Source organism: Parvularcula dongshanensis (assembly GCF_014199615.1).
In the GTDB taxonomy this organism is placed as follows: domain Bacteria; phylum Pseudomonadota; class Alphaproteobacteria; order Caulobacterales; family Parvularculaceae; genus Parvularcula; species Parvularcula dongshanensis.
Genome location: NZ_JACHOB010000002.1, coordinates 383,834 through 405,000, shown reverse-complemented (window position 1 = coordinate 405,000; position 21,167 = coordinate 383,834). Strand labels below are relative to the sequence as shown.

The 21,167-nt window shown below is 66.2% G+C and carries 17 protein-coding genes, 1 tRNA gene, 2 rRNA genes and 1 pseudogene (1 of these 21 cut by a window edge); 17 read left to right on the top strand and 4 right to left on the bottom strand.

Going from position 1 to position 21,167, the window contains the following annotated elements; genetic code table 11:
• The 3 genes from GGQ59_RS07680 to GGQ59_RS07670 all read left to right on the top strand — a co-directional run.
• A 23S ribosomal RNA gene (locus GGQ59_RS07680) occupies positions 1-1,118 on the top strand (it extends 1,688 nt beyond the left edge of the window).
• An 88-nt stretch (positions 1,119-1,206) separates the two neighbouring features.
• Positions 1,207-1,321 (top strand): 5S ribosomal RNA (gene rrf / locus GGQ59_RS07675).
• A 60-nt stretch (positions 1,322-1,381) separates the two neighbouring features.
• Positions 1,382-1,458: transfer RNA gene (locus GGQ59_RS07670), tRNA-Met, on the top strand.
• A 164-nt stretch (positions 1,459-1,622) separates the two neighbouring features.
• Here the strand turns inward: GGQ59_RS07670 and GGQ59_RS07665 are convergent.
• Genes GGQ59_RS07665 through GGQ59_RS07655 form a run of 3 tightly spaced genes read right to left on the bottom strand, consistent with a single transcriptional unit; the run spans position 1,623 to position 4,411 of the window.
• Positions 1,623-2,591: a hypothetical protein gene (locus GGQ59_RS07665; protein ID WP_183817190.1), complete on the bottom strand. Its 969-nt coding sequence runs from the start codon at positions 2,589-2,591 to the stop codon at positions 1,623-1,625.
• A 38-nt stretch (positions 2,592-2,629) separates the two neighbouring features.
• Complete coding sequence (locus tag GGQ59_RS07660) at positions 2,630-3,511, bottom strand: isopenicillin N synthase family dioxygenase (protein WP_183817189.1); 882 nt, start codon at positions 3,509-3,511, stop codon at positions 2,630-2,632.
• 48 nt (positions 3,512-3,559) lie between these two features.
• Positions 3,560-4,411 (bottom strand): aldo/keto reductase, encoded by an 852-nt coding sequence (locus tag GGQ59_RS07655; protein WP_183817188.1) that lies wholly within the window; start codon positions 4,409-4,411, stop codon positions 3,560-3,562.
• 128 nt (positions 4,412-4,539) lie between these two features.
• Here GGQ59_RS07655 and gabT point away from each other — a divergent pair, with 128 nt between their 5' ends.
• The 14 genes and pseudogenes from gabT to GGQ59_RS07585 all read left to right on the top strand — a co-directional run bounded on the left by gabT (position 4,540) and on the right by GGQ59_RS07585 (position 19,429).
• Entirely contained in the window at positions 4,540-5,865 is a 1,326-nt protein-coding gene (gene gabT, locus GGQ59_RS07650; RefSeq protein WP_183817187.1) for a 4-aminobutyrate--2-oxoglutarate transaminase, read from the top strand.
• Between the two features lie 131 nt (positions 5,866-5,996).
• The gene (locus tag GGQ59_RS07645; RefSeq protein WP_183817186.1) at positions 5,997-6,404 is read left to right on the top strand and encodes a peptidoglycan DD-metalloendopeptidase family protein; all 408 of its coding nucleotides are present in this window, start codon (positions 5,997-5,999) and stop codon (positions 6,402-6,404) included.
• A 39-nt stretch (positions 6,405-6,443) separates the two neighbouring features.
• Positions 6,444-6,929, top strand: coding sequence for a UPF0262 family protein (locus GGQ59_RS07640; protein ID WP_183817185.1), 486 nt, complete (start codon positions 6,444-6,446; stop codon positions 6,927-6,929).
• Positions 6,926-7,339 (top strand): arsenate reductase/protein-tyrosine-phosphatase family protein, encoded by a 414-nt coding sequence (locus GGQ59_RS07635; RefSeq protein ID WP_183817184.1) that lies wholly within the window; start codon positions 6,926-6,928, stop codon positions 7,337-7,339. Before GGQ59_RS07640 ends, GGQ59_RS07635 begins: the two co-directional genes overlap by 4 nt.
• A 111-nt stretch (positions 7,340-7,450) precedes the next feature.
• A complete protein-coding gene (gene ettA, locus GGQ59_RS07630) occupies positions 7,451-9,115 on the top strand; it encodes an energy-dependent translational throttle protein EttA (RefSeq protein WP_183817183.1) in 1,665 nt (554 codons plus the stop codon).
• Between the two features lie 592 nt (positions 9,116-9,707).
• Positions 9,708-12,701, top strand: a complete 2,994-nt coding sequence (locus GGQ59_RS07625) for a M36 family metallopeptidase (RefSeq protein WP_183817182.1) — start codon at positions 9,708-9,710, stop codon at positions 12,699-12,701.
• 211 nt (positions 12,702-12,912) lie between these two features.
• On the top strand, positions 12,913-13,674 hold the full coding sequence (locus GGQ59_RS07620; protein WP_183817181.1) for a hypothetical protein: 762 nt from the start codon (positions 12,913-12,915) through the stop codon (positions 13,672-13,674).
• A gap of 35 nt (positions 13,675-13,709) precedes the next feature.
• Positions 13,710-14,672, top strand: a complete 963-nt coding sequence (locus GGQ59_RS07615; RefSeq protein WP_221400929.1) for an ArsR/SmtB family transcription factor — start codon at positions 13,710-13,712, stop codon at positions 14,670-14,672.
• Entirely contained in the window at positions 14,659-15,531 is an 873-nt protein-coding gene (metF, locus tag GGQ59_RS07610) for a methylenetetrahydrofolate reductase [NAD(P)H] (RefSeq protein ID WP_183817179.1), read from the top strand. Before GGQ59_RS07615 ends, metF begins: the two co-directional genes overlap by 14 nt.
• A gap of 61 nt (positions 15,532-15,592) precedes the next feature.
• The gene (locus tag GGQ59_RS07605; protein WP_183817178.1) at positions 15,593-15,838 is read left to right on the top strand and encodes a type II toxin-antitoxin system CcdA family antitoxin; all 246 of its coding nucleotides are present in this window, start codon (positions 15,593-15,595) and stop codon (positions 15,836-15,838) included.
• Entirely contained in the window at positions 15,838-16,146 is a 309-nt protein-coding gene (locus GGQ59_RS07600; RefSeq protein WP_183817177.1) for a CcdB family protein, read from the top strand. The genes GGQ59_RS07605 and GGQ59_RS07600 overlap by 1 nt, the downstream gene beginning before the upstream one ends.
• Positions 16,147-16,171: 25 nt before the next feature.
• A pseudogene (gene metH, locus GGQ59_RS07595) lies at positions 16,172-18,781 on the top strand (methionine synthase); the annotation flags it as partial.
• Positions 18,778-19,137 (top strand): DUF423 domain-containing protein, encoded by a 360-nt coding sequence (locus GGQ59_RS07590; protein WP_183817175.1) that lies wholly within the window; start codon positions 18,778-18,780, stop codon positions 19,135-19,137. The pseudogene metH and the gene GGQ59_RS07590, both read left to right, overlap by 4 nt.
• A 64-nt stretch (positions 19,138-19,201) precedes the next feature.
• Positions 19,202-19,429 (top strand): hypothetical protein, encoded by a 228-nt coding sequence (locus GGQ59_RS07585; RefSeq protein ID WP_183817174.1) that lies wholly within the window; start codon positions 19,202-19,204, stop codon positions 19,427-19,429.
• A gap of 110 nt (positions 19,430-19,539) precedes the next feature.
• On the opposite strand, the gene GGQ59_RS07580 is transcribed toward GGQ59_RS07585, so the two are convergent.
• The gene (locus tag GGQ59_RS07580) at positions 19,540-21,015 is read right to left on the bottom strand and encodes a sigma-54-dependent transcriptional regulator (protein WP_183817173.1); all 1,476 of its coding nucleotides are present in this window, start codon (positions 21,013-21,015) and stop codon (positions 19,540-19,542) included.
• Positions 21,016-21,167: the final 152 nt, after the last annotated feature.

Here is a 21,167-nt window from a genome sequence, read left to right as displayed (position 1 = left end):
CAGGGGGTGGCGACTGTTTACTAAAAACATAGGGCTCTGCGAAGTCGCAAGACGACGTATAGGGTCTGACGCCTGCCCGGTGCCGGAAGGTTAAGAGGAGGTGTGCAAGCACCGAATCGAAGCCCCGGTAAACGGCGGCCGTAACTATAACGGTCCTAAGGTAGCGAAATTCCTTGTCGGGTAAGTTCCGACCTGCACGAATGGCGTAACGACTTCCCCACTGTCTCCAACGCAGACTCAGCGAAACTGAATTCTCCGTGAAGATGCGGAGTACCCGCGGTTAGACGGAAAGACCCCGTGCACCTTTACTACAGCTTTGCAGTGGTATTAGTGTCGACATGTGTAGGATAGGCGGGAGGCTTTGAAACCCGGGCGCCAGCTCGGGTGGAGCCGTTGGTGAAATACCGCCCTTGTCGTCACTGATATCTAACCGCGATCCGTGAACCCGGATCCGGAACCCTGCATGGTGGGTAGTTTGACTGGGGCGGTCGCCTCCTAAATTGTAACGGAGGCGCGCGAAGGTTGGCTCAGAGCGGTCGGAAATCGCTCGTTGAGTGCAATGGCATAAGCCAGCCTGACTGCGAGACTGACAAGTCGAGCAGAGTCGAAAGACGGCCATAGTGATCCGGTGGTCCCGCATGGAAGGGCCATCGCTCAACGGATAAAAGGTACGCCGGGGATAACAGGCTGATGATGCCCAAGAGTCCATATCGACGGCATTGTTTGGCACCTCGATGTCGGCTCATCGCATCCTGGGGCTGGAGCAGGTCCCAAGGGTTTGGCTGTTCGCCAATTAAAGCGGTACGTGAGCTGGGTTTAGAACGTCGTGAGACAGTTCGGTCCCTATCTGCCGTGGGAGTAGGAAATTTGAGAGGAGCTGTCCTTAGTACGAGAGGACCGGGATGGACGTACCTCTGGTGGACCTGTTGTGGCGCCAGCCGCATAGCAGGGTAGCTACGTACGGAACGGATAACCGCTGAAAGCATCTAAGCGGGAAGCCGCCCTCGATACCAGATTTCCCTGAGAACCGTGGAAGACCACCACGTTGATAGGCCGGATGTGGAAGCGCGGTAACGCGTGAAGCTGACCGGTACTAATTGTTCGATAGGCTTGATCGTCTTCTCATGCGCGGCGAACGGCCCGCCTTTTGGCGGCCTTCGCTTGAGCCTGTAGCACTTTACTCTCGCAACTTGTTCGTTTCGCCGGCCTGGTGGTTATAGCGCGGGGCCTTCACCCGATCCCATCCCGAACTCGGTCGTTAAATCCTGCAGCGCCAATGGTACTTCGTCTTAAGACGTGGGAGAGTAGGTCGTCGCCAGGCCTGCCGAGCGAACAAGTCCCCTTCAACACTGTACGGCCGGCGCCCTGCGCCGCATCCTTCTGCGGGATGGAGCAGTCCGGTAGCTCGTCAGGCTCATAACCTGAAGGTCGTAGGTTCAAATCCTACTCCCGCACCCAAACACGCCGCTCGCGTCCTTCCGGACCGGGCGGTTTTTTCGTTTCGCACCAACCTATGGGCACTTCTGCCAGTCAGCTGTCTGTAGGTTCCAGCGCCGGCCATTCCCCATGGCATCGACTGGGTTGCTTCAGCGGGGGCGTCCACAGCGCCCTGAAGGCGTGCCCTAGGCGCGGACCCGTCGCAGTAGCGATGGCCAACTCTTCTCGACATCGCCAAGCGTATAGCACCACGGCCACTCACCAGGAGCGTTGCCGAGAGCAGCAACATGCGGGCGCGCAGTCGCCATCTGCTTCGATAGCACGGCCGCGCAGCCGATGTTGTCATGTGCGAAGGCGTCGGCGAAGGGATCGGTTTCGGCTGGAGACCAGACCGAGGCGAGGCGTCGATAATCATCGTCTAGCCTAAGGATCCGGTCCCGCGTCTCCTTGAGCGAGAAGGTCATTTGGCTGCGGAACCGTGTGGCGGGATCGTCGCTCATATGTCCGTCCCAGACCCAACGTTCAATCAGCGCCCGCGCCCAGAGGCCGACCTTGCCAGGCGGCAGGTCATCGTCGCTCGCGAGGCGCTCGGCCACGGCGTCCATCTCCTCGTGGCTGCCGTGCCACTTCCGCCCCAGGGCCTGAAGGAGGAAGGCCCCGCCCTCCAGTGGACGGTGTCGGGCCAGGTAGAAGAGATCGCGTGCTTCGTGCAGGAGACCGACTTCATTCGCGCCCGTTGCCGCCCTGATCAGGTAGCCGATCGACACGCCGTCATCTTGGTCCGCCCTCACCGCATCGAGGAGCGCACTGATCGCCTGGCCGAGACGGTCGAAGAACGCAGGCCAGGAGTCTTCATTCACCTCGTCTCCACGACCGAAGCCGCGATGCCGCCACGCCCATCCTACGAGGACGGCACCGATCACGCCACGAGCCCGAGGCGCTTTGGGCAGGCTACCGAAGGGAAGGTCGAGGGGCGTATGCGTGCCGAGCGCGCGCAGCAGCGAGAAGGCCCCGTTCACGGTTTGCGCCTCGGTGAGCGCTGTGAGGCTATCCCAGTCGCTCTGTTCAAAGAGCGAAAGGGCCTCATCCAAGTCAGGGTGATAGTCAGTCCGAACCGGCTTTGTACCGCTGCGCCTATCGAGCCAACGACGCACCTGTTTTCCCCTCCAGCCCTCGCATCCGTGAAGGCGACCTACTTCAGACCGATCGCTTCGAGCCGCTGGCGCAGGAACTCGCCCGCCGTGATGTCCGGCGCCTCGCTGCCGTCCTTGAACTGATCGAACACCGCGAGCTTCGCGTCCGGCCGGGGGTGCAGGAAGAACGGCATCGAGTAGCGTGAGCCGTTGGGCCCTTCCGGGTTCACCACGCGGTGGGTCGTCGCGGGCAGGTGGTCGTTGGTGATCCGCGCGAGCATGTCGCCCGTGTCGACGATGACCGCGTCCGCCGGCGCCTCGATCGCGCGCCAGGTCCCGTCCCGGTCCAGAAGCTCGAGCCCGGAGGCCGAGGCCGAGACGAGGAGGGTGATGAGGTTGATGTCCTCATGCGCCGCCGCCCGGATCGAGGCGGGGTCGGCGTCTTGGGACAGAGGCGGGTAGTGAAGGAGGCGGAGCACCGAGTTTCCGCCCTCGGCGATCTCGTCGAACGTATCCGCGGGCACCTCGAGCGGACCGGTCAGCGCGCGCAGGAGCTTCAGGCCGAGTTCGTCCAGCGCCTCGTAGAGCCAGGCGACCTCGCGCGAGAAGCTTTTGGGACGTTCCGGCCAGACGTTGGGCGCGATCGCGTCGCGGCCGACGTGCCAGAACTCCTTGAGGTCGGGGGCGGGGCTGTCCTTGGCGTGCTCCCGCCCGAAGGCGGTGTAGCCGCGCTGCCCGTCCCGCCCGACGACGTAGGCGAGCTTCTCTTCCTCCGGCAGCGCGAAGAACGCCTCCACCGCCGCGTAGGCGTCGTGGAGGCGCGAAAGGTCGATGCCGTGGTCGGTGACGACGACGAAGCCGGTCCTCGCCAGCGCCTCGTAAAGACGCTGGCCGAGGTCCTCGCCGGCGGTGGCGAGGGCGATCTGGGGTACGAAGCTCATGACCCCCTTTACGCGCCGCCCCCGTCCTCAGGCAACGCCGTGTAGAGGTCAGGCCGCCTCGGCGACGCCCGTGTCCCACTTCGGCGACCAGTCGGGGTTGATCATCCGCCCGTCCGGTTTGATCAGGCCGTAGAGCGTCTTCATGTCGGTCGCGGTCAGGTCCCAGCCGAAGATGTCGAAGTTCTCGCGCAGGTGATCTTCGGAGGACGATTTCGGGATCGCCGCGACGTTCGCCTGCTGCAGGTGCCAGCGCAGGATCACCTGGGTCGGCGTCTTGCCGCGGTACTCCGCGACGCGCTTGACCCCGGCGTTCTCCATCAGCTCGCCCTTCGCGCCGCGCCCGATCGGCGAGTAGCTCGTGAACAGCATGTCGAAGCCGCGCGCCGTCTTCAGGATTGGGTCCTGGTCGAGGAAGGGGTGGTACTCGCACTGGATCGCCGACAGGCGCTCGTCCGTCGCGGCGAGCGCGGTCAGGAGCTGTTCCTGGTTGTAGTTCGACACGCCGATGAGCTTCGACTTGCCCGAAGTCTTGCAGGCGGCGAGTTGGCTCACCTGCGCGTCGATCGGCATGTCGTTCACCGGCCAGTGCAGAAGCGTCAGGTCGACCTGGTCCATCTGCAGCTTGTCGAGGCTCTCCGCGAGGGCGCCGACGACCTCCTCCTTCTCGATCCGATCGGTCCAGATCTTGGTCGTCACGAAGAGCTCGTCGCGCGGGACGCCGGAGTCCCGGATGCCGCGGCCGACCGCTTCCTCGTTCTCATAGGCTTGCGCGGTGTCGATGTGGCGGTAACCGATCTCGATCGCCTTCGCGACGGCGTAAGCGGCGTCGTCCCCGCGAAGCTCCCAAGTGCCGAGGCCGAGGCGCGGAATCTTGGCGTGATCTGTAGTGTGGTAGAGCATCGAGGCCTCCATCGTGTCGGGTCAGTGTTCGACGTCTCAACACGGGACGGCCCTTTCGGGTTCGGTGAGACACTTGAGCGCGCGCTTCCGCTCCGGCAGGGAGGGAAGCGCATACTTCGGAGATAAAGATGGCGGACGGTCAGGCGAGCAACGAGTTCCTCTCGAACGAGCTGATGGTCGCGCGCCGCAACGACGCGTGCCCGATGGGCCTGCCGTCGAAGTCCGGCGTCTACGCCGACCGGGCGGAGGGCGCGGAGCTCTGGGACGTCGAGGGCAAGCGCTACATCGACTTCATCGCCGGCATCGGCGTCCTCAACGTCGGCCACCGTCACCCCAAGGTCGTCCAAGCGATCAAGGACCAGGTCGACAAGGTCATCCACACCTGCTTCGGCGTCGCTCAGTACGAGCCCTACGTCGCCCTCGCCGAGCGCCTCAACAAGCTGGTCTCGGACGGCGCCGGGAACGGCACCGCCTACAAGACCATGTTCATGAACACGGGCTCCGAGGCGACCGAACACGTCTGCAAGTTCGCGCGCCGCATCACCGGGCGGCCGGGCCTCCTCGCCTTCGAGGGCGCGTTCCACGGCCGCACGCTGCTGGCGACCGCGCTGACCGGCAAGGCGGTGCCCTACAAGGTCGGCTTCGGCCCGCTGCCCTCGGACGTCTACCATGCGCCGTACCCGGACGCTTACAAGGGCGTCTCGAGCGACGGCGCGCTGCGCTGCATCTCCCACATCTTCGAGACGAGCGTTCGGCCCGAGGACATGGCCGCCGTCATCATCGAGCCGGTGCAGGGCGAGGGCGGCTTCGTGCCCGCGCCGCACGACTTCCTGCGGGGCCTCAAGGCGCTCTGCGAGAAGCACGGCATCCTCTTCGTCGCCGACGAGGTGCAGACGGGCTTCGCGCGGACGGGCCGGATGTTCGCGATCGAGCGCTCGGGCGTCGAGCCCGACTTCCTCGTCTGCGCCAAGTCGATCGCGGGCGGGCTGCCGCTCTCGGCGGTGATCGGCAAGGCGGAGCTCTTCGACCAGATCCAGCCCGGCGGCATGGGCAGCACTTACGGCGGCAACCCCGTCGCCTGCGCAGCCGCCCTCGCGGTCCTCGACGTGATCGAGGAAGAAGGCCTGATCGAGCGCGCCGAGAAGATCGGCGCCAAGGTCGAAGCGCGCTGGCGCGCGATCGCGGATGGTGTGGGCAAGGGCGTCTTCGGCGACGTCCGCCGCGTCGGCGCCATGTGCGGGGTCGAACTCGTCAAGGACGGCGACCCGGACAAGCCCAACACCGATGCCGCCGCCGCGATCCAGACCAAGGCGCGCGAGATGGGCCTCATCTTCCTGACCGCCGGCAAGAAGGCGCAGGTCATCCGCACCCACGTGCCGCTGACGATCCCGGACGCGCTCCTCGACGAGGGCCTCGACATCTTCGAGGAAGCGACGAAGGCGGTCTTGGGCTGAACCGAACGCCGCCGCTCTTGGTTACCGTTTGAACGCAACTCGCCGCTAGGCCTTCCGTCATGGAAGGCTCAACCGGAAGAACGTCCGTTCCACATCGCCGAGTAGTCTGCGCCGCCCTCGGGCTGGCGTTGGTGTCCGCCTGCGCCTCGACGCCGAAGACGCACCTCGCGCGGCCCCTCTCGCGCTACGACGTCAGCGCGGAGTTCGGCGAGCGGCGCGGCCTGGGGCGCAAGCCGCATCAGGGCATGGATCTGCGCGCGCCGCGCGGCACGCCCGTCGCGGCGGCGGGCGGGGGCAGGGTGATCTTTCGCGGCGAGAAGCGCGGCTACGGCAACATCGTCATCCTCGACCATGGCGGCGACCTCCTGACCTACTACGCCCATCTCGACGGCTTCGCGGTCGGCTCGGGCGAGCGCGTGGCGCCAGGGCAGACGCTCGGCTTCGTCGGCCGGACGGGCAATGCGACGGGGGCGCACCTGCACTTCGAGACCAGGCGCAGCGGAAAGCCCGTCGACCCGCGCGGCTATGTGAGGCTCTGAGCGCTTTCCCCCCGCTGCGGAGGCCGCTAGGCGGCGTCCATGCCCACACGAAGGCTCACCGGCATCGAGCTCGATCAGGCGTCGCTATCCGCGCCGTCCACCGAGATCGACCACGAGCGGCAGATCGCCGTTCGCGACCTCCTCGCGGAGAACAGCTTCGCGCCGGTCGGCATCGCTCACCAGGGCCCCTACGTCCTCCACCTGTCGGGCAGGGACGGGCGCCTCGTCTTCGAGGTCCGGGACGAGGCGGGCGAAGGGCTCGCGGCGCATCACCTCTCGCTCGGCCCGCTGCGCCGAACCATCAAGGACTACTTTCTCCTGTTCGAGAGCTACTTCGACACGCTGCGCAGCGCGACGCCCGAGAAGCTCGAGACCGTCGACATGGCCCGCCGGGCTGTCCACGACGAGGGCGCCACGCTGCTGCGCGACCGCCTGGCGGGCAAGATCGAGCTCGATCCGGTGACGAGCCGCAGGATGTTCACCCTCGTCTGCGCCGTCATCAACCGCGCGGGGCCGCGCCGATGAAGGGGGCCGCGCCGCGGTCGATCCTCTTCGCCTGCAACTCGAACTCGGTGAGAAGCCCGATGGCGGAGGCGCTGGCGCGCCTGCGCCTGCCGGGGGTACGGATCGAAAGCTGCGGCGTGTCCGCCGGCGTCCTCGACCCCTACGCCGCGAAGGTCCTCGCCGAGCGCGGCGTCGGCGACCCGCCGCGCGCGCCGCGCAACTTTGGCGACGTGCGGGCGCGTGACTTCGACCTCGTCGTCGCGTTGACGCCAGAAGCGGCCGCCGAGGCGAGACGGGAAGGGGCCGAGGTCGAGTTCTGGGAGGCCGAGAATCCGAGCGAGACGATCGGGACCGAGGAAGAGGTTCTCGCCGCCTACAGAAGGGTGCGCGACCGCCTCGACGAACGCATCGACGAACGGCTCGTTCCTTAAGGCGAGGCTGGCCGCGCTGGGCCGGGCCGACAGCCCGCCCGAAAGCCTGGTAGCGCCGACCGTAAAGACCCCCTAGATGCGGCCCCCAGACATCGCCGGAGACGTCGCCTCATGGCCCGCCAGTTCATCTTCCACATGCAAGGCCTCACCAAATCCTACGGGGCCAAGAAGATCCTCGATAACGTCCACCTGCAGTTCTACCCCGACGCGAAGATCGGCATCGTCGGGGTCAACGGGGCGGGCAAGTCGACCCTCCTCAAGATCATGGCGGGCATCGACAAGGAGTTCTCCGGCGAGGCCTACGTCACCCAAGGGGCGACCGTCGGCTACCTCGCTCAGGAGCCGCAGCTCGACGAGACCAAGACCGTGTTCGAGAACGCGGCCGAAGGCCTGAAGCCGCTTCAGGACATGGTCGACGAGTTCAACGCCGTCTCGATGCAGCTCGCCGAGGACTACTCGGACGAGCTGATGGAGAAGATGTCGGCCCTGCAGGAGAAGATCGACGCGGCGGACGCCTGGGACGTCGCCTCCAAGGTCGAGGTCGCGATGGAGGCGCTTCGCTGCCCGCCGGGCGACTGGTCCGTGGACAAGCTTTCTGGCGGCGAGAAGCGCCGCGTCGCGCTGACGAAGCTCCTCCTCTCTAAGCCCGACCTCATGCTCCTCGACGAGCCGACCAACCACTTGGACGCGGAGAGCGTCGCCTGGCTCGAGAAGCACCTGCGCGAGTACGAGGGCGCGGTGATCCTCGTCACCCACGACCGCTACTTCCTCGACAACGTCACCGGCTGGATCCTCGAGCTCGACCGGGCCAAGGGCATTCCCTACCAGGGCAACTACTCCGGCTGGCTGGAGCAGAAGGCGAAGCGGCTTGAGCAGGAAGGCCGCGAGGACAAGACGCGCCAGGACACGCTCAAGCGCGAGCTTTCCTGGATCCAGCAGGGCGCCAAGGGCCGCCAGTCGAAGTCCAAGGCCAGGATCCAGAACTACGAGGCGCTGCGCGACCAGGCCGCGAACGAGAACGTCACGACCGCGCAGATCCAGATTCCGCCCGGTCCCCGTCTCGGCGGCGTCGTGATCGAGGCCGACGACCTGAAGAAGGCGTTCGGCGAGAAGCTCCTGATCGACGACCTCTCCTTCAAGCTGCCGCCGGGCGGCATCGTCGGCGTGATCGGCCCCAACGGCGCGGGCAAGACGACGCTCTTCCGCATGCTGACCGGCAAGGACGAGCCCGACGAGGGCGCGCTTCGGGTCGGGGACACGGTCAAGATGGGCTACATCGACCAGACCCGCGAGGACCTGACGGACTCCAACACCGTCTGGGAGGAGATCTCGGGCGGGCTCGACGTCGTCAAGCTCGGCGAGAAGCGCGAGGTGAACTCGCGCGCCTACTGCACCTGGTTCAACTTCAAGGGCGGCGACCAGCAGAAGAAGGTCGGCGACCTGTCGGGCGGCGAGCGCAACCGGGTCCAGCTCGCCAAGATGCTGAAGGAGGGGGCGAACCTCCTCCTCCTCGACGAGCCGACCAACGACCTCGACGTCGATACGCTGCGCGAGCTCGAAGCGGCGCTCGACGAGTTCGCGGGCTGCGCCGTCATCATCAGCCACGACCGCTGGTTCCTCGACCGCATCGCGACCCACATCCTCGCCTTCGAAGGGGACAGCCACGTCGAGTGGTTCGAGGGGAACTTCGAGGCCTACATCGAAGACAAGAAGCGGCGCCTCGGGCCCGACGCGGACGTTCCGCGCCGGATCCAGTACCGCAAGATGACGCGCTGAGCCGGGCTCGGGTTCGGCGGATTCTCGTCGCCGGACCCGATGCGTCTTGCCGCCCGCGGCCTTGCCAGTCCCATCAGAATGAAAACGCGAAAGAGCGGTGGGCCGTTAAGGCCGCCCGCTCGCTCGCAGCGCTGCCTTAATTGCAGCGACAGGCACGTCGCCTAGGCGCTCGGCCCGCCGCGATGCTGCCTTGATAGTTACCACACGGTTATCTTGAGCGATGCTTCTACGAGCGTCTGGGCCAGGCTCCACACCTATTGCGAGCTTTTTGCAGTCGCAGCATAGCGGAATCGTGAAGAAGGCAGGGCGGGCCACCTCGCTGCCGCATTTCGGTCACATCGACGTGTAGAACATGCCGCGCAGCATTTCGACCTTTTTACTTACCTCTATTCTTACGCTTTTGTCGGTCACAATAAGACCTCACATGGACGTGTTGACCGAATATTAGCGATAACATACGCATTATCCCGTCAGATAGGACTTCTCCGCGAACAGCAAGTCGCATTCCTACAGCATCACACGGCCGGGCAGGCGGGTGATCGGGTCTTCGAGCTGCGCGGTGTGTCCTGAGCGGTAACGAGACGGGAACAACGTGCGACGCAATCTGAAGACGGCCATTCTGGCCGCGACTGTCTGGGCGGGCATCGCGGGCGGCGCTTCGGCCGAACCTCTCATTCAAACCGAACCGGTCCTCGTCGAACCCCAAGGGCAGAGCGGCGAGGCCTCGATCCTTCGAGTCCTCGAAGACGAAGGTTTCGGCGCCAAGGCGCTCGGTGACCTTCACCTCGTCCGTCGGCACACCTCGCCGACGTCGGGCCAGACCTACCTCACTTACGAACAGCGGATGGGCAGCCTGCCCGTCCACGGCGCCTTCGTCCGCGCGACCCTCGAGAAGGACGGCACGCTATCGCGCCTCTTCTACCGGCTGACGCCGCTAGAAGGGCGCATGGTCCAGCTCCTCTCGGCCGGCAACGAAGCCGCCGCGACCCGTGCGGTCGGCCGGGCCTTCGGCGTCGACGCCCCGGTCAAGTCCCGGGCCGAAGGCCGGATCACCTACGATCGAGGCGACTTCTACGCGGAGGACCCGGTCGCAAGCCGCGTCCTCGTCGCCGACACGGACGGCACGCTCTCGCTTGGCTACCTCGTCGAGACTTGGGCCAAGGGGTCGAACGAGCTCGTCAACAGCCTCGTCGACTCCCGCGGCCAGATCGTGGACAAGCAGCTGCGCACTGCCGACGACAGCTACATCGCCTATGCGGTCAGCCCTGCGCACGGCAATCCGACGGTCATGCAAGGCAGCAAAGCGGACGGCAAAGCCTCGCCCTCCGGCTGGCTGCGGACCGGCACCAGCCAGTTCGATCGTTCGATCTCCGGCTACAACGTCCACGCCTATGTCGACCTCGACAGGAACAACAAGCCGGACAGCAGCAGCAAGGTGACGAGCTGGATCTTCGGCATCGTGCCGAACCTGTCCAAGCCCGCGACGGACACTCAGAACCAGAAGGCCGCGGTCCAGAACCTCTTCTACCAGCTTAACGACATCCACGATAAGCTGTACAAGTACGGCTTCACCGAGACCGCCGGGAACTTCCAGTACTCGAACTACGGCCGCGGCGGCGTCGGCGGCGACTTCGTCCGTGCCGAGGCCGTGGACGGCTCCGGCACGAACAACGCGAACTTCGCGACGCCGATCAGCGACGGCGGCACGCCGCGCATGCAGATGTACGAGTGGACCTACACGAACCCCGGCCGCAACTCGAGCTTCGACGGCGACATCGTCTGGCACGAGTACAGCCACGGCCTGACCTGGCGCATGGTCGGCCAGATGGACGGCCCGGTCTCGGGCGCGCTCGGCGAGGGCATGTCCGACGCGATCGCGGCGATCATGACCGACGACGACCGGATCGGGGAGTGGGCGATGAACCGCTCCGACGGCATCCGGACGGTCCGCTACCGCGACTTCACCAAGACGCTGGCGGACTTCCGCGGATCTTCCCTCCACCGCGACGGCGAGATCTGGGCCGCTGCGATGTGGCGGACCTGGGAGCTCTTCAAACAGAACGGCAAGTCGCGCGACCTCCTGATGAGCTACATCATCGACGGCCTCGCCAACACCAAGCCGGGACCGAGCTACATCGACATGCGCGACGGCTTCCTCGCCGGCAGCCGCGGCACCGACGACTGCCTCGTCTGGCAGGCCTTCGCCGAGTTCGGCATGGGCGAAGGAGCGGCGATGACGCGGTCGGGCGGCCGGTCGAGCATCAAGACGTCTTCCAAGATCCCGGACGGCTGCTCGGGCACGCAGACGACGAGCAGCCCGGCCGGCGCCGCGGTGGCGGAGTTCCACGTGGACGGTGTGAAGGGCAAGACTGATCGGTGGTGGATCCCGACGGATGTCAAGGTGAAGTCAGGCGGCAAGGCTCTTTCCGGTGCCAAGGTGGTCTTCAAGTACTCCTCTGGCGAGATGAAGGACTGCACTACGGGCTCGGACGGCCGTTGCAGCACCAGCCTCGGTGGTCGTTACCGAAACGACGGCAATATCACGGTCAAGGTCCAGTCGGTAAATGGCAGCTCTGCGAGCGGCGCTTCTGGTGTCAGCATCGAGAAGGTCGCCGTGAACCCGTATGGTTCGACTACTTCTAGCGGAGCGGTGGTGTCGGAGTTCAAGGTCGACGGCATCAAGGGCAAACCTGATCGCTGGTGGATCCCGACGGATGTCAAGGTGACGTCAGGCGGCAAGGCTCTTTCCGGTGCCAAGGTGGTCTTCAAGTACTCCTCTGGCGAGATGAAGGACTGCACTACGGGCTCGGACGGCCGCTGCAGCACCAGCCTTGGTGGTCGTTACCGAAACGACGGCAACATCACCGTGAAGGTACAGTCGGTGAAGGGGGGAACCGCCACTGCCGCCTCGGGTGTCAGCATCGAGAAGGTTGCCGTGAACCCCTATGGCACGAGTTCGGCGAGCGCGGTCGTCACGGATTTCCACGTCGATGGTATCAAGGGCAAGACCGACCGTTGGTACGTACCGACCCGCGTTCAGGTGAAGCTCGGCGGAAAACTCAAATCCGGCCTGAAGGTGATCTTCAAGTACTCGACCGGGCACAAGCTGGGATGCACGACGAACTGGCAAGGCCGTTGCAATACGAGCCTCGGCGGACGCTACCGCAACGACAGCAACATCACCGTCAAGGTCGTGTCGGTGAACGGGCAACCGGTGAAAGGCGCCTCGGGCGTCAGCATCGAGAAGACCGCCAAGAACCCCTATGGCGGCTCCTCGTCGAACCTGAAGGTCGCGACCTTCTCCGTGGACGGGGTGAAGGGAAGGACGAACCGGTGGTGGATCCCGACCTATGCTCGCGTCAAATCGGGCGGTGAGCTCGCCTCCGGCGTCAGGGTGGTCTTCAAGTACTCCACGGGCGACAAGAGCGATTGCTGGACCAACAGCAAGGGCCGTTGCGACACGAGCCTTGGTCAACGTCGCCGCTGGGACGACGACGTGAAGGTCAAGGTGCTGTCGGTCGGCGGCAAGCTTGCCGAGGCTGCGTCCGGCGTGAAGCTCACGAGAACGGCGTCGAACCCTTACTGAGGGGCCACCGACAGGTGGGGAGCGCTGCTTCCTAGACCATAAGAGCGGGCCATGAGGCCCGCTCTTTCCATTTCGGTCTTGGCGATGCTGCGCTACCCTGCCGTCGGTCGGCGCGCTTCTTGCTGCGATGCGGACGGTAGGAACGAAAACGCAAACCCTTCCGAACGCCGCTAGGCGGGGCGTCGTCGCAGCCGGGAAGGCGGGACGAGTAATGATCGACAACTTGAAGCACGTCGTGGAGCGCTGGCGGCCGTCCGATAAGGACGCGCGCGAGACCGTTCATTTCCTTCACATCGGCAAGAACGCGGGCACGCAGATCGGCGACCTCGTCAACCAGAACCCGCAAGAGGCTCACCGGCCGAGGGTCTTGGTGCGCGACCACGACGTCCGCCTCCGCGACCTCCCTACCGAAGATCGCTACTTCTTCTCGATCAGGCGCCCGGCGGAACGCTTCTACTCGGGCTTCTACAGCCGCAAGCGCTGCGGCCGGCCTCGTTACGACTATCCCTGGTCGCCCTACGAAGCGGCGGCCTTCGCCGAGTTCGAGCACGCCAACGAGCTCGCCGAGAGCCTGTTCGACGCCGGGCCGCGCGGACGGCAGGCGGTGGCCGCGATCAAGTCTATTCAGCACACCTCCACCAATCAGTTGGACTGGTTCGATCGTCACGGAACGTTCCTGGAGGTGCGCCCCCCCGTCTTCATCGTGCGGACGGAGCGCTTCGATACGGATGTAAGAGAGCTGCTCGACCGCCTCGGCTACGCCGACCTTCCCGTGGGCGGTTCCCGTGCGCACGGCAACGACTATTCGGGCACGCCGCCCCTGTCCGAACGGGGCCGTGAGAACTTGGAACGCTGGTACGTTCAGGACGCTGCCTTCTACGATCTCTGCGAGGCATGGATCGAAGCCGAACTCGGCAAGCGAGGCGCTCGAGGGGCCGGTCGGGCCGGTCGAGCGTCGCCGTTGACCATATAAACGATCCTTTATATGAGCGGGGCCTGGAGGTCGCCTTGTCCCGCTTCGACGTTCGATTGGCCGAGTTGCGTGCCGCAGGCGAGCCGACCCGCTTGCGGCTCCTCGCCCTCCTCGCGCACGCCGAGCTCACGGTCACCGAGCTGACGACGATCCTCGGGCAGAGCCAGCCCGGCGTCAGCCGGCACCTCCGCCTGCTCTGCGAGGCGGGACTCGCCGAACGGCATCAGGAAGGCGCATGGGCCTTCTACCGCGCGCGGCTCGACGAGGCCTTCTCGGCTCTCCTCGCGGACCTTCGGGGGCCGGAACTCGATGCGGACTTCGCCGCGCTCGACGCCGTAAGGGAGGAGCGCGCCGCTGCGGCCGCCCGCTACTTCGCCGAGCATGCCGCGGAATGGGATGGGCTGCGCCGCCTTTACCTGCCCGAAGGAGAGATCGAGGCGGCGATGCTGGAGATGGTCCCGGGCGAGGGACGCCTACTCGTCGATCTCGGCACGGGGACGGGCCGGATGCTGACGCTGTTCGGTGCGCATTACGATCAGTCGATCGGCTTCGACGCCAGTCCGGAGATGCTCGCGCTCGCCCGCGTCAAGGTCGAGGCGGCAGGTCTTCGGGCCGTTCGCCTTCGTCGCGCGGACCTCTTCGAGCTTCCCGAGACGGCGAGGGGGGCAGACCTCGTGGTGTTGCATCACGTGCTTCATTACCTGGCCGAGCCGGAGCGGGCGGTAAGCGTCGCCGGTCGGCTGCTGGCACAGGGTGGCCAGCTCCTGATCGCGGACTTCGCGCCGCATGCGAACGAGGCGTTGCGCGATACCTACGCGCATCGGCGCCTCGGCTTCGCCGACGCCGAGGTCGGGCGTTTCGCGCAGAACGCCAGGCTTCGCCTGGTCGAGACCCGCACCTTCCCGTCCCCCGGGCCCGACGGCCTCACCGCCAAGCTGTGGCGCCTCGAACGCGCCGCCGCCCCGCCCTCAAAGGAGTCCCTTCATGTCGGTGCATGAGACGCCGCGGCGTCCCCTCCGCGTCAGCTTCGAGTTCTTCCCGCCCAAGACCGAGGCGATGGAGGAGACTCTTTGGAGTTCCGTCGAGAAACTCGCGCCCCTGCGGCCGGACTTCGTGTCCGTCACCTATGGTGCGGGCGGCTCGACCCGGGAGCGCACGCACCGTACCGTCGCGCGCCTCGTCTCCGAGACGGACCTGCCGGTCGCGGCTCACCTGACCACGGTCGATGCGACGCGGGCGGAGGTCGACGACGTCCTGGAAGAGTATTGGCAGGCCGGCGTCAGGCACATCGTCGCGCTGCGCGGCGACCCGCCGGGCGGCCTCGGCGAGGCTTACGCCCCCCACCCCGGCGGCTACGCCAACGCAGCCGAGCTGACGGCGGGCGCGAAGGCGAGGCACGACTTCGAAGTGACGGTCGGCTGCTACCCGGAGAAGCATCCCGAAAGCCCGCACTTCGAGGCCGACATCGAGATGCTGAAGCGCAAGGTGGACGCGGGCGCGAGCCGTGCGATCACGCAGTTCTTCTACGACAACGACGTCTACGAACGCTACTTGGAGCGCGTGCGGGCGGCGGGCATCGACATCCCGATCGTGCCCGGCATCATGCCCGTGACGAACTACAAGTCGCTGATGCGCATGGCGGGTCTCTGCGGCGCCTCGATCCCCCGGCGCGTCGCGCGGCTGTTCGAGAACCTCGACGGCGATCCTGCCACCCGGCAGCTCGTCGCGGCGACGGTGGCAGCGGATCAGTGCCTCGACCTCGCCGAGCGCGGGGTGGGGGAGTTCCACTTCTACACGCTGAACCGGGCCGAGATGGCCTACGCGCTGTGCCACATGCTGGGCGTGCGACCGACTTGACGGCTTCGCCGATTGAACAGACTATGCGCAAATATCATGCCCATAACGTATAGGCGATGAGATGAACATAGAGACGACGGCGCGACGCCGCCCCGTGAACCTATCCATCCGTGAGGACGTGATCGCCGAGGCCAAAGCCCTGTCGCTCAACGCCTCTCAAGCCGCAGAGGCCGGCATCGCTGCCGCTGTGAAGCGTGCGAAGGAAGAGGCTTGGCTACGCGACAACGCCGAGTCGATCAAAGCGCACAACGAACGCCTGGCCCGCGACGGCCTGCTTCTGCGTTCGCACTGGCTTCCGCGAGACTGATGGCACGCTTCGACGTCCATCGTCTGAAAGGGGCACCTGATCTGCTCGTCGTGAACGTACAGGCCGAGTTCCTGGATCACCTCGGCAGTCGGGTCGTCGTCCCACTCGCGCCTCTAGGCTCGGTTCGCCAGGAGGTCTTCTCGACTCTAAAACCAGAGATCGAGGTTGGGGGAGAGCCCTACATTCTGTCGACGCCCGATCTTGGCGCTGCCTTGCTGTCCGAGTTCGGCGAGTACGTTGCGAACGTAGAGGCTCGCTACCGCGACGACATCACCCGCGCGCTGGACGTGCTCCTGACTGGCTTCTGAGACTGATCGAATGACTCTTCCCACCTTCGTCAACGTCGGCGAGCGCACCAACGTCACCGGCTCCGCCAAGTTCCGTAAGCTGATCCAAGCGAACGACTACGAGGCCGCAGTCGCCGTCGCGCGCGACCAGGTCGAGAACGGCGCGCAGGTCATCGACGTCAACATGGACGAAGGCATGCTCGACGGCGTGCATGCCATGACGACCTTCCTGCGCCTGATCGCGGCGGAGCCCGACATCGCCCGCGTGCCGATCATGATCGACAGCTCCAAGTGGGAGGTGATCGAGGCGGGCCTTAAGCAGGTCCAGGGCAAGCCGATCGTCAACTCGATCAGTTTGAAGGAGGGCGAAGAGGCCTTCTTGCACCACGCCCGCCTCTGTCGCCGCTACGGCGCGGCCGTGGTCGTCATGGCCTTCGACGAGGACGGGCAGGCGGACACGAAGGCCCGCAAGGTCGAGATCTGTACGCGGAGCTACGAGCTTCTCGTGAAGGACGGCTTCGACCCCGCCGACATCATCTTCGACCCCAACATCTTCGCCGTCGCGACCGGCATCGAGGAGCACGAGAACTACGCCGTCGACTTCATCGAGGCGACGCGTGAAATCAAGCGGACCCTGCCGCACGTCCACGTCTCGGGCGGGGTGTCGAACATCTCCTTCTCCTTCCGCGGCAACGACGCGGTGCGGGAAGCCATGCACTCGGTCTTCCTCTACCACGCGATCCAGGCCGGCATGGACATGGGAATCGTCAACGCCGGCCAGCTCGCCATCTACGACGAGATTCCGCCCGAGCTGCGTGAGCCGGTCGAGGACGTGATCCTGAACCGCAGGCCGGACGGGACGGAGCGCCTCTTGGAGGTGGCCGAGCGCTATCGGGGGCAGGGGGGCAAGGCCCGCGAGGAGGACCTCTCCTGGCGCGAGGCGCCGGTCGAGGAGCGCCTGCGGCACGCCCTCGTCAAGGGCATCAACCAATACGTCGAGAAGGACACGGAGGAAGCGCGCCAGAAGCTCGGCCGGCCGCTCTTCGTCATCGAGGGCCCGCTGATGGACGGCATGAACGTCGTCGGCGACCTCTTCGGCGCGGGCAAGATGTTCCTGCCCCAGGTCGTGAAGTCCGCCCGCGTCATGAAGCAGGCCGTCGCCTACCTGACGCCGTTCATGGAGGCGGAGCGCGAGGCGTCCGGCGAGACCGCGCGCAAGGCCGCCGGCAAGGTGCTGATGGCCACCGTCAAGGGCGACGTCCACGACATCGGCAAGAACATCGTCGGGGTCGTCCTTCAGTGCAACGACTACGAGGTGATCGACCTCGGCGTCATGGTGCCTGCGAACGACATCCTCGACAAAGCGATCGAGCACGAGGTCGACGTGATCGGCCTTTCGGGCCTCATCACGCCGAGCCTCGACGAGATGGTCGGCGTCGCGCGCGAGATGAAGCGGCGGGGGATGAACCAGCCCCTGCTGATCGGCGGCGCGACGACCTCGAAGGCGCACACGGCGGTCAAGATCGCCCCGCAATACGAAGAGGGCGTCGTCTACGTGACCGACGCGAGCCGCGCGGTCGGCGTCGTCTCGGACCTGATCTCGAAGGAGCGCAAATCGGGCTACCTCGACGGCATCAAGACCGAGTACGACCGTGTCCGCGAAGCCTTCTTGTCGAAGCAGCGGCAGGACGACCGCGTGAAGATCGCCGAGGCGCGCGCCAACGCCTATCGCCTCGACGCCGACCGGGTGCCGCCCGCGCCGAGGAAGCCGGGCATCACCGTCTACGACGCCGTGCCGCTGTCCGAACTCGTCCCCTACATCGACTGGTCGCCCTTCTTCGCGTCCTGGGACCTGCACGGACGGTTCCCGATGATCCTCTCCGATCCCAAGGTCGGCGAGGCGGCGAAGAGCCTCTACGAGGACGCCGAGACGATGCTCTCCGAGATCGTCAGGGACCAGGCGCTGACGGTGAAGGCGGTCGCGGGGCTGTTCCCCGCCAGCCGTGACGGCGACGACGTGGCGATTTGGAACGAGGACCGCTCGAAGCGTGCCGCGACGTTCCACACCCTGCGCCAACAGGTCGCGAAGAAGTCCGGCCAGCCGAACTACGCCCTCGCGGACTACGTCGCGGAGGAGGGCGACCACATCGGCGCCTTCTGCGTCACGGCCGGTCACGGCGAGCGCGAACTCGTGGAGCGGTACACGGACCGTCACGACAACTACTCGGCGATCATGGCCTCGGCCCTCGCCGACAGGCTCGCAGAGGCGGGCGCTGAATGGCTGCACGAGCGCGTGCGCCGCGACCTTTGGGGGTACGAGACGGGCGAGGCGCTGACCAAGGAAGACCTGATCGCGGAAGGGTATGCCGGCATCCGCCCCGCGCCGGGCTACCCCGCCCAGCCTGACCACACCGAGAAGGCGACGCTGTTCGAGCTTCTGAACGCGACCGAGCACACCGGCGTCACCCTGACCGAGAGCTACGCCATGCAGCCCGGCGCCGCCGTCTCCGGCCTCTACTTCGGCCATCCGGACGCGGTCTACTTCGGCACCGGCAAGATCGGGCGGGACCAGGTCCAGGACTACGCGAACCGCAAGGGCTGGGACCTCGCAACGGCCGAGCGTTGGCTGGCGCCCATCCTGGCCTACGAGGCGTGAGCGTGCTCGTCCTCTTCGCCGCCGTTCTGGGCTTCCTTGCCGTCGCCCTCGGCGCCTTCGGGGCGCACGGCCTCGAAGGGCGCCTCGACGCGCAGGGCCTCGGCTGGTGGCAGACGGCGACGACCTACCTGATGGTCCACGCCGTGGCTGCGCTCGCCGTCGCGTTGTCGGGACGACCGGGCTTCTTCTTGTGGGGCGGGTGGAGCGTGGCGCTCGGCGCCCTCGTCTTCGCGGGCACGCTCTACGCGATGGCGCTCGGCGCGCCGCGCTGGCTCGGGGCGGTCACGCCGCTCGGCGGGCTGGGTATGCTGATAGGCTGGGCGATGATCGGTTGGGCCGCGTTGCGGCTGTCCTGACGTTAACGCGCGGGCGCTGCGGTTTCTCTTTTCGCCAAGGGCCTTCGTCGCTTAGCCTTCGTCCATGCACCCGCTCGACAAGATCCGGCAGGTCTCGAGCTACGCCCTCGCCGCGCTGCTGGTCGTGAACGCCGCCTTCTGCTTCGCCATGCTGACGCTTGGCCTTTGGAACGCGCTCAGGGGCGATCCGTGGCACGCTTCCCACTTCGCCTGGTTCATCGCGCTGACGGCGACCTTCGCAGGCGCGGCCTGGTTCTTCTGGTGGTACGGCAAGACGGCAGGGCAGGACTGAGGGCAGCGCAGGCCCATGCCCTCGTGCTGCCGCCCGCGAGCGGCCAAAGGCCGCGAGCCGGGCTCACAGCGTGCCAGCGCCGTGCAGCCCGTCGCCGAAGGCGTCAGAAACTAAGAAGCCCGTCGAACCTCGATGCCCTGCTCCTGCACCTTCCGGTACAAGGTGGACCGACCGATGCCGAGGCGGCGGGCGACCTCGGACATCTGCCCGTTATACATCTCGATCGCGGTCGCGATCAGGTCGCGCTCGATGTCGTAGAGGCTGCGCAGGTGGCCTTCGCGGTCGAGGACGCTGATCGGATCGTCGCGCGACGGCGTCGTGGCGGCAATCGATTCGATCGGCATGCCGTCCGCCTCGTCCGTCTCCTCGGCCAAGGGCGGTCCGCCCGCGACGCCCGCAGCCTCGAAGGCGGCGGTCAGCGTCGGGAAGTCGTCCGCAGACAGCCAAGCGCCCTCGCAGAGCACCACGGCGCGGAAGATCGTGTTCTCGAGCTGCCGGATGTTGCCGGGCCAGTCCTGCGCGCACAGGACTTCCAGCACCTCGTGGCGCACGCCTTGGACGTCGCGGCTCTCCTCGGCGTTGTAGCGCCCGATAAAGTGGTCGATCAGGGCGGGGATGTCGTCGCGGCGCTCGCGAAGCGGCGGCACCTCGATGGGGAAGACGTTGAGGCGGTAGTAGAGGTCCTCTCGGAACGTGCCCGCCTTCACCTCCTCGGCGAGGTTGCGGTTCGTCGCCGAGATGACGCGCACGTCGACCTTGACGGGGCGCTTGGCGCCGACCGGGTCGACCTCGCCCTCCTGCAGGACGCGCAGCAGCTTGACCTGCGCCTCGAGCGGCAGCTCGCCGACCTCGTCGAGGAAGATCGTGCCGCCATTGGCTTCCTGGAACTTGCCGGCGTGCTTGCCGACCGCGCCCGTGAAGGCGCCCTTCTCGTGGCCGAAGAGGATCGACTCGACGAGGTTGTCCGGGATCGCGCCGCAGTTGACGGTGACGAAGGGCTTGCCGGAGCGCTCCGACGAGCCCTCGATCGCGCGGGCGAACATCTCCTTGCCGGTCCCGCTCTCCCCGGTGATCAGGATCGGAATGCCCGAGGCGGCCGCTCGCTCGCCCATGCGGATGCAGGCGCTGAGCGCGCCCGAGCCGCCGATCACGTCCGAGAAGCCCATGGCGTTCTCGGCCTTGCGCTTGAGGCGCGAGACCTCGCCCTTGAGCGTCGTCACGTTGAGAGCGTTGTTGATCGAGACGATGACGCGCTCGGGCGACGCCGGCTTGACGAAGAAGTCGTTGGCGCCCGCCTGCATCGCCTTGACCACGGTGTCGACGCCGCCTTGCGCCGTCAGCACGATCACCGGCAGGTCGACGTTGAACTTGCGGAGGTCTTCGAGGACCTCGATCCCGCCCATCTTGGGCATGGTGAGGTCGAGCAGCATGACCGAGACGCCGCGACCGGCATCGGTACGCATGATCTCGATCGCCTTCTCACCGTCCTCGGCCTGCATCACGAAGTAGCCGGCGCGTTCGCAGACGGCCTGCATCAGGCGACGCTGCGTGGGGTCGTCGTCGACGATCAGGACGGTCTTGGCCATGTAATCCTCGGCGTGATTGTATCGTTGGGGCCGTCCTACCCTCCTGATCCCTAAGAGCCGGTGAAGTTGTACCGGGATGGGGCGCAGGGAAAAATCCATGCCACTGCGCGCAGAAGTGGCCGATCCTGCTCTCTTAGCGTAGGAAACGTGAT

Bases quoted from the DNA above. Each gene is read 5' to 3' on its own strand.
- GGQ59_RS07660 (WP_183817189.1), bottom strand. From the start codon at position 3,511: ATGAGCTTCGTACCCCAGATCGCCCTCGCCACCGCCGGCGAGGACCTC.
- GGQ59_RS07655 (WP_183817188.1), bottom strand. From the start codon at position 4,411: ATGCTCTACCACACTACAGATCACGCCAAGATTCCGCGCCTCGGCCTC.
- gabT (WP_183817187.1), top strand. From the start codon at position 4,540: ATGGCGGACGGTCAGGCGAGCAACGAGTTCCTCTCGAACGAGCTGATG.
- GGQ59_RS07640 (WP_183817185.1), top strand. From the start codon at position 6,444: ATGCCCACACGAAGGCTCACCGGCATCGAGCTCGATCAGGCGTCGCTA.
- GGQ59_RS07635 (WP_183817184.1), top strand. From the start codon at position 6,926: ATGAAGGGGGCCGCGCCGCGGTCGATCCTCTTCGCCTGCAACTCGAAC.
- ettA (WP_183817183.1), top strand. From the start codon at position 7,451: ATGGCCCGCCAGTTCATCTTCCACATGCAAGGCCTCACCAAATCCTAC.
- GGQ59_RS07620 (WP_183817181.1), top strand. From the start codon at position 12,913: ATGATCGACAACTTGAAGCACGTCGTGGAGCGCTGGCGGCCGTCCGAT.
- metF (WP_183817179.1), top strand. From the start codon at position 14,659: ATGTCGGTGCATGAGACGCCGCGGCGTCCCCTCCGCGTCAGCTTCGAG.
- GGQ59_RS07605 (WP_183817178.1), top strand. From the start codon at position 15,593: ATGAACATAGAGACGACGGCGCGACGCCGCCCCGTGAACCTATCCATC.
- GGQ59_RS07600 (WP_183817177.1), top strand. From the start codon at position 15,838: ATGGCACGCTTCGACGTCCATCGTCTGAAAGGGGCACCTGATCTGCTC.
- GGQ59_RS07585 (WP_183817174.1), top strand. From the start codon at position 19,202: ATGCACCCGCTCGACAAGATCCGGCAGGTCTCGAGCTACGCCCTCGCC.
- GGQ59_RS07580 (WP_183817173.1), bottom strand. From the start codon at position 21,015: ATGGCCAAGACCGTCCTGATCGTCGACGACGACCCCACGCAGCGTCGC.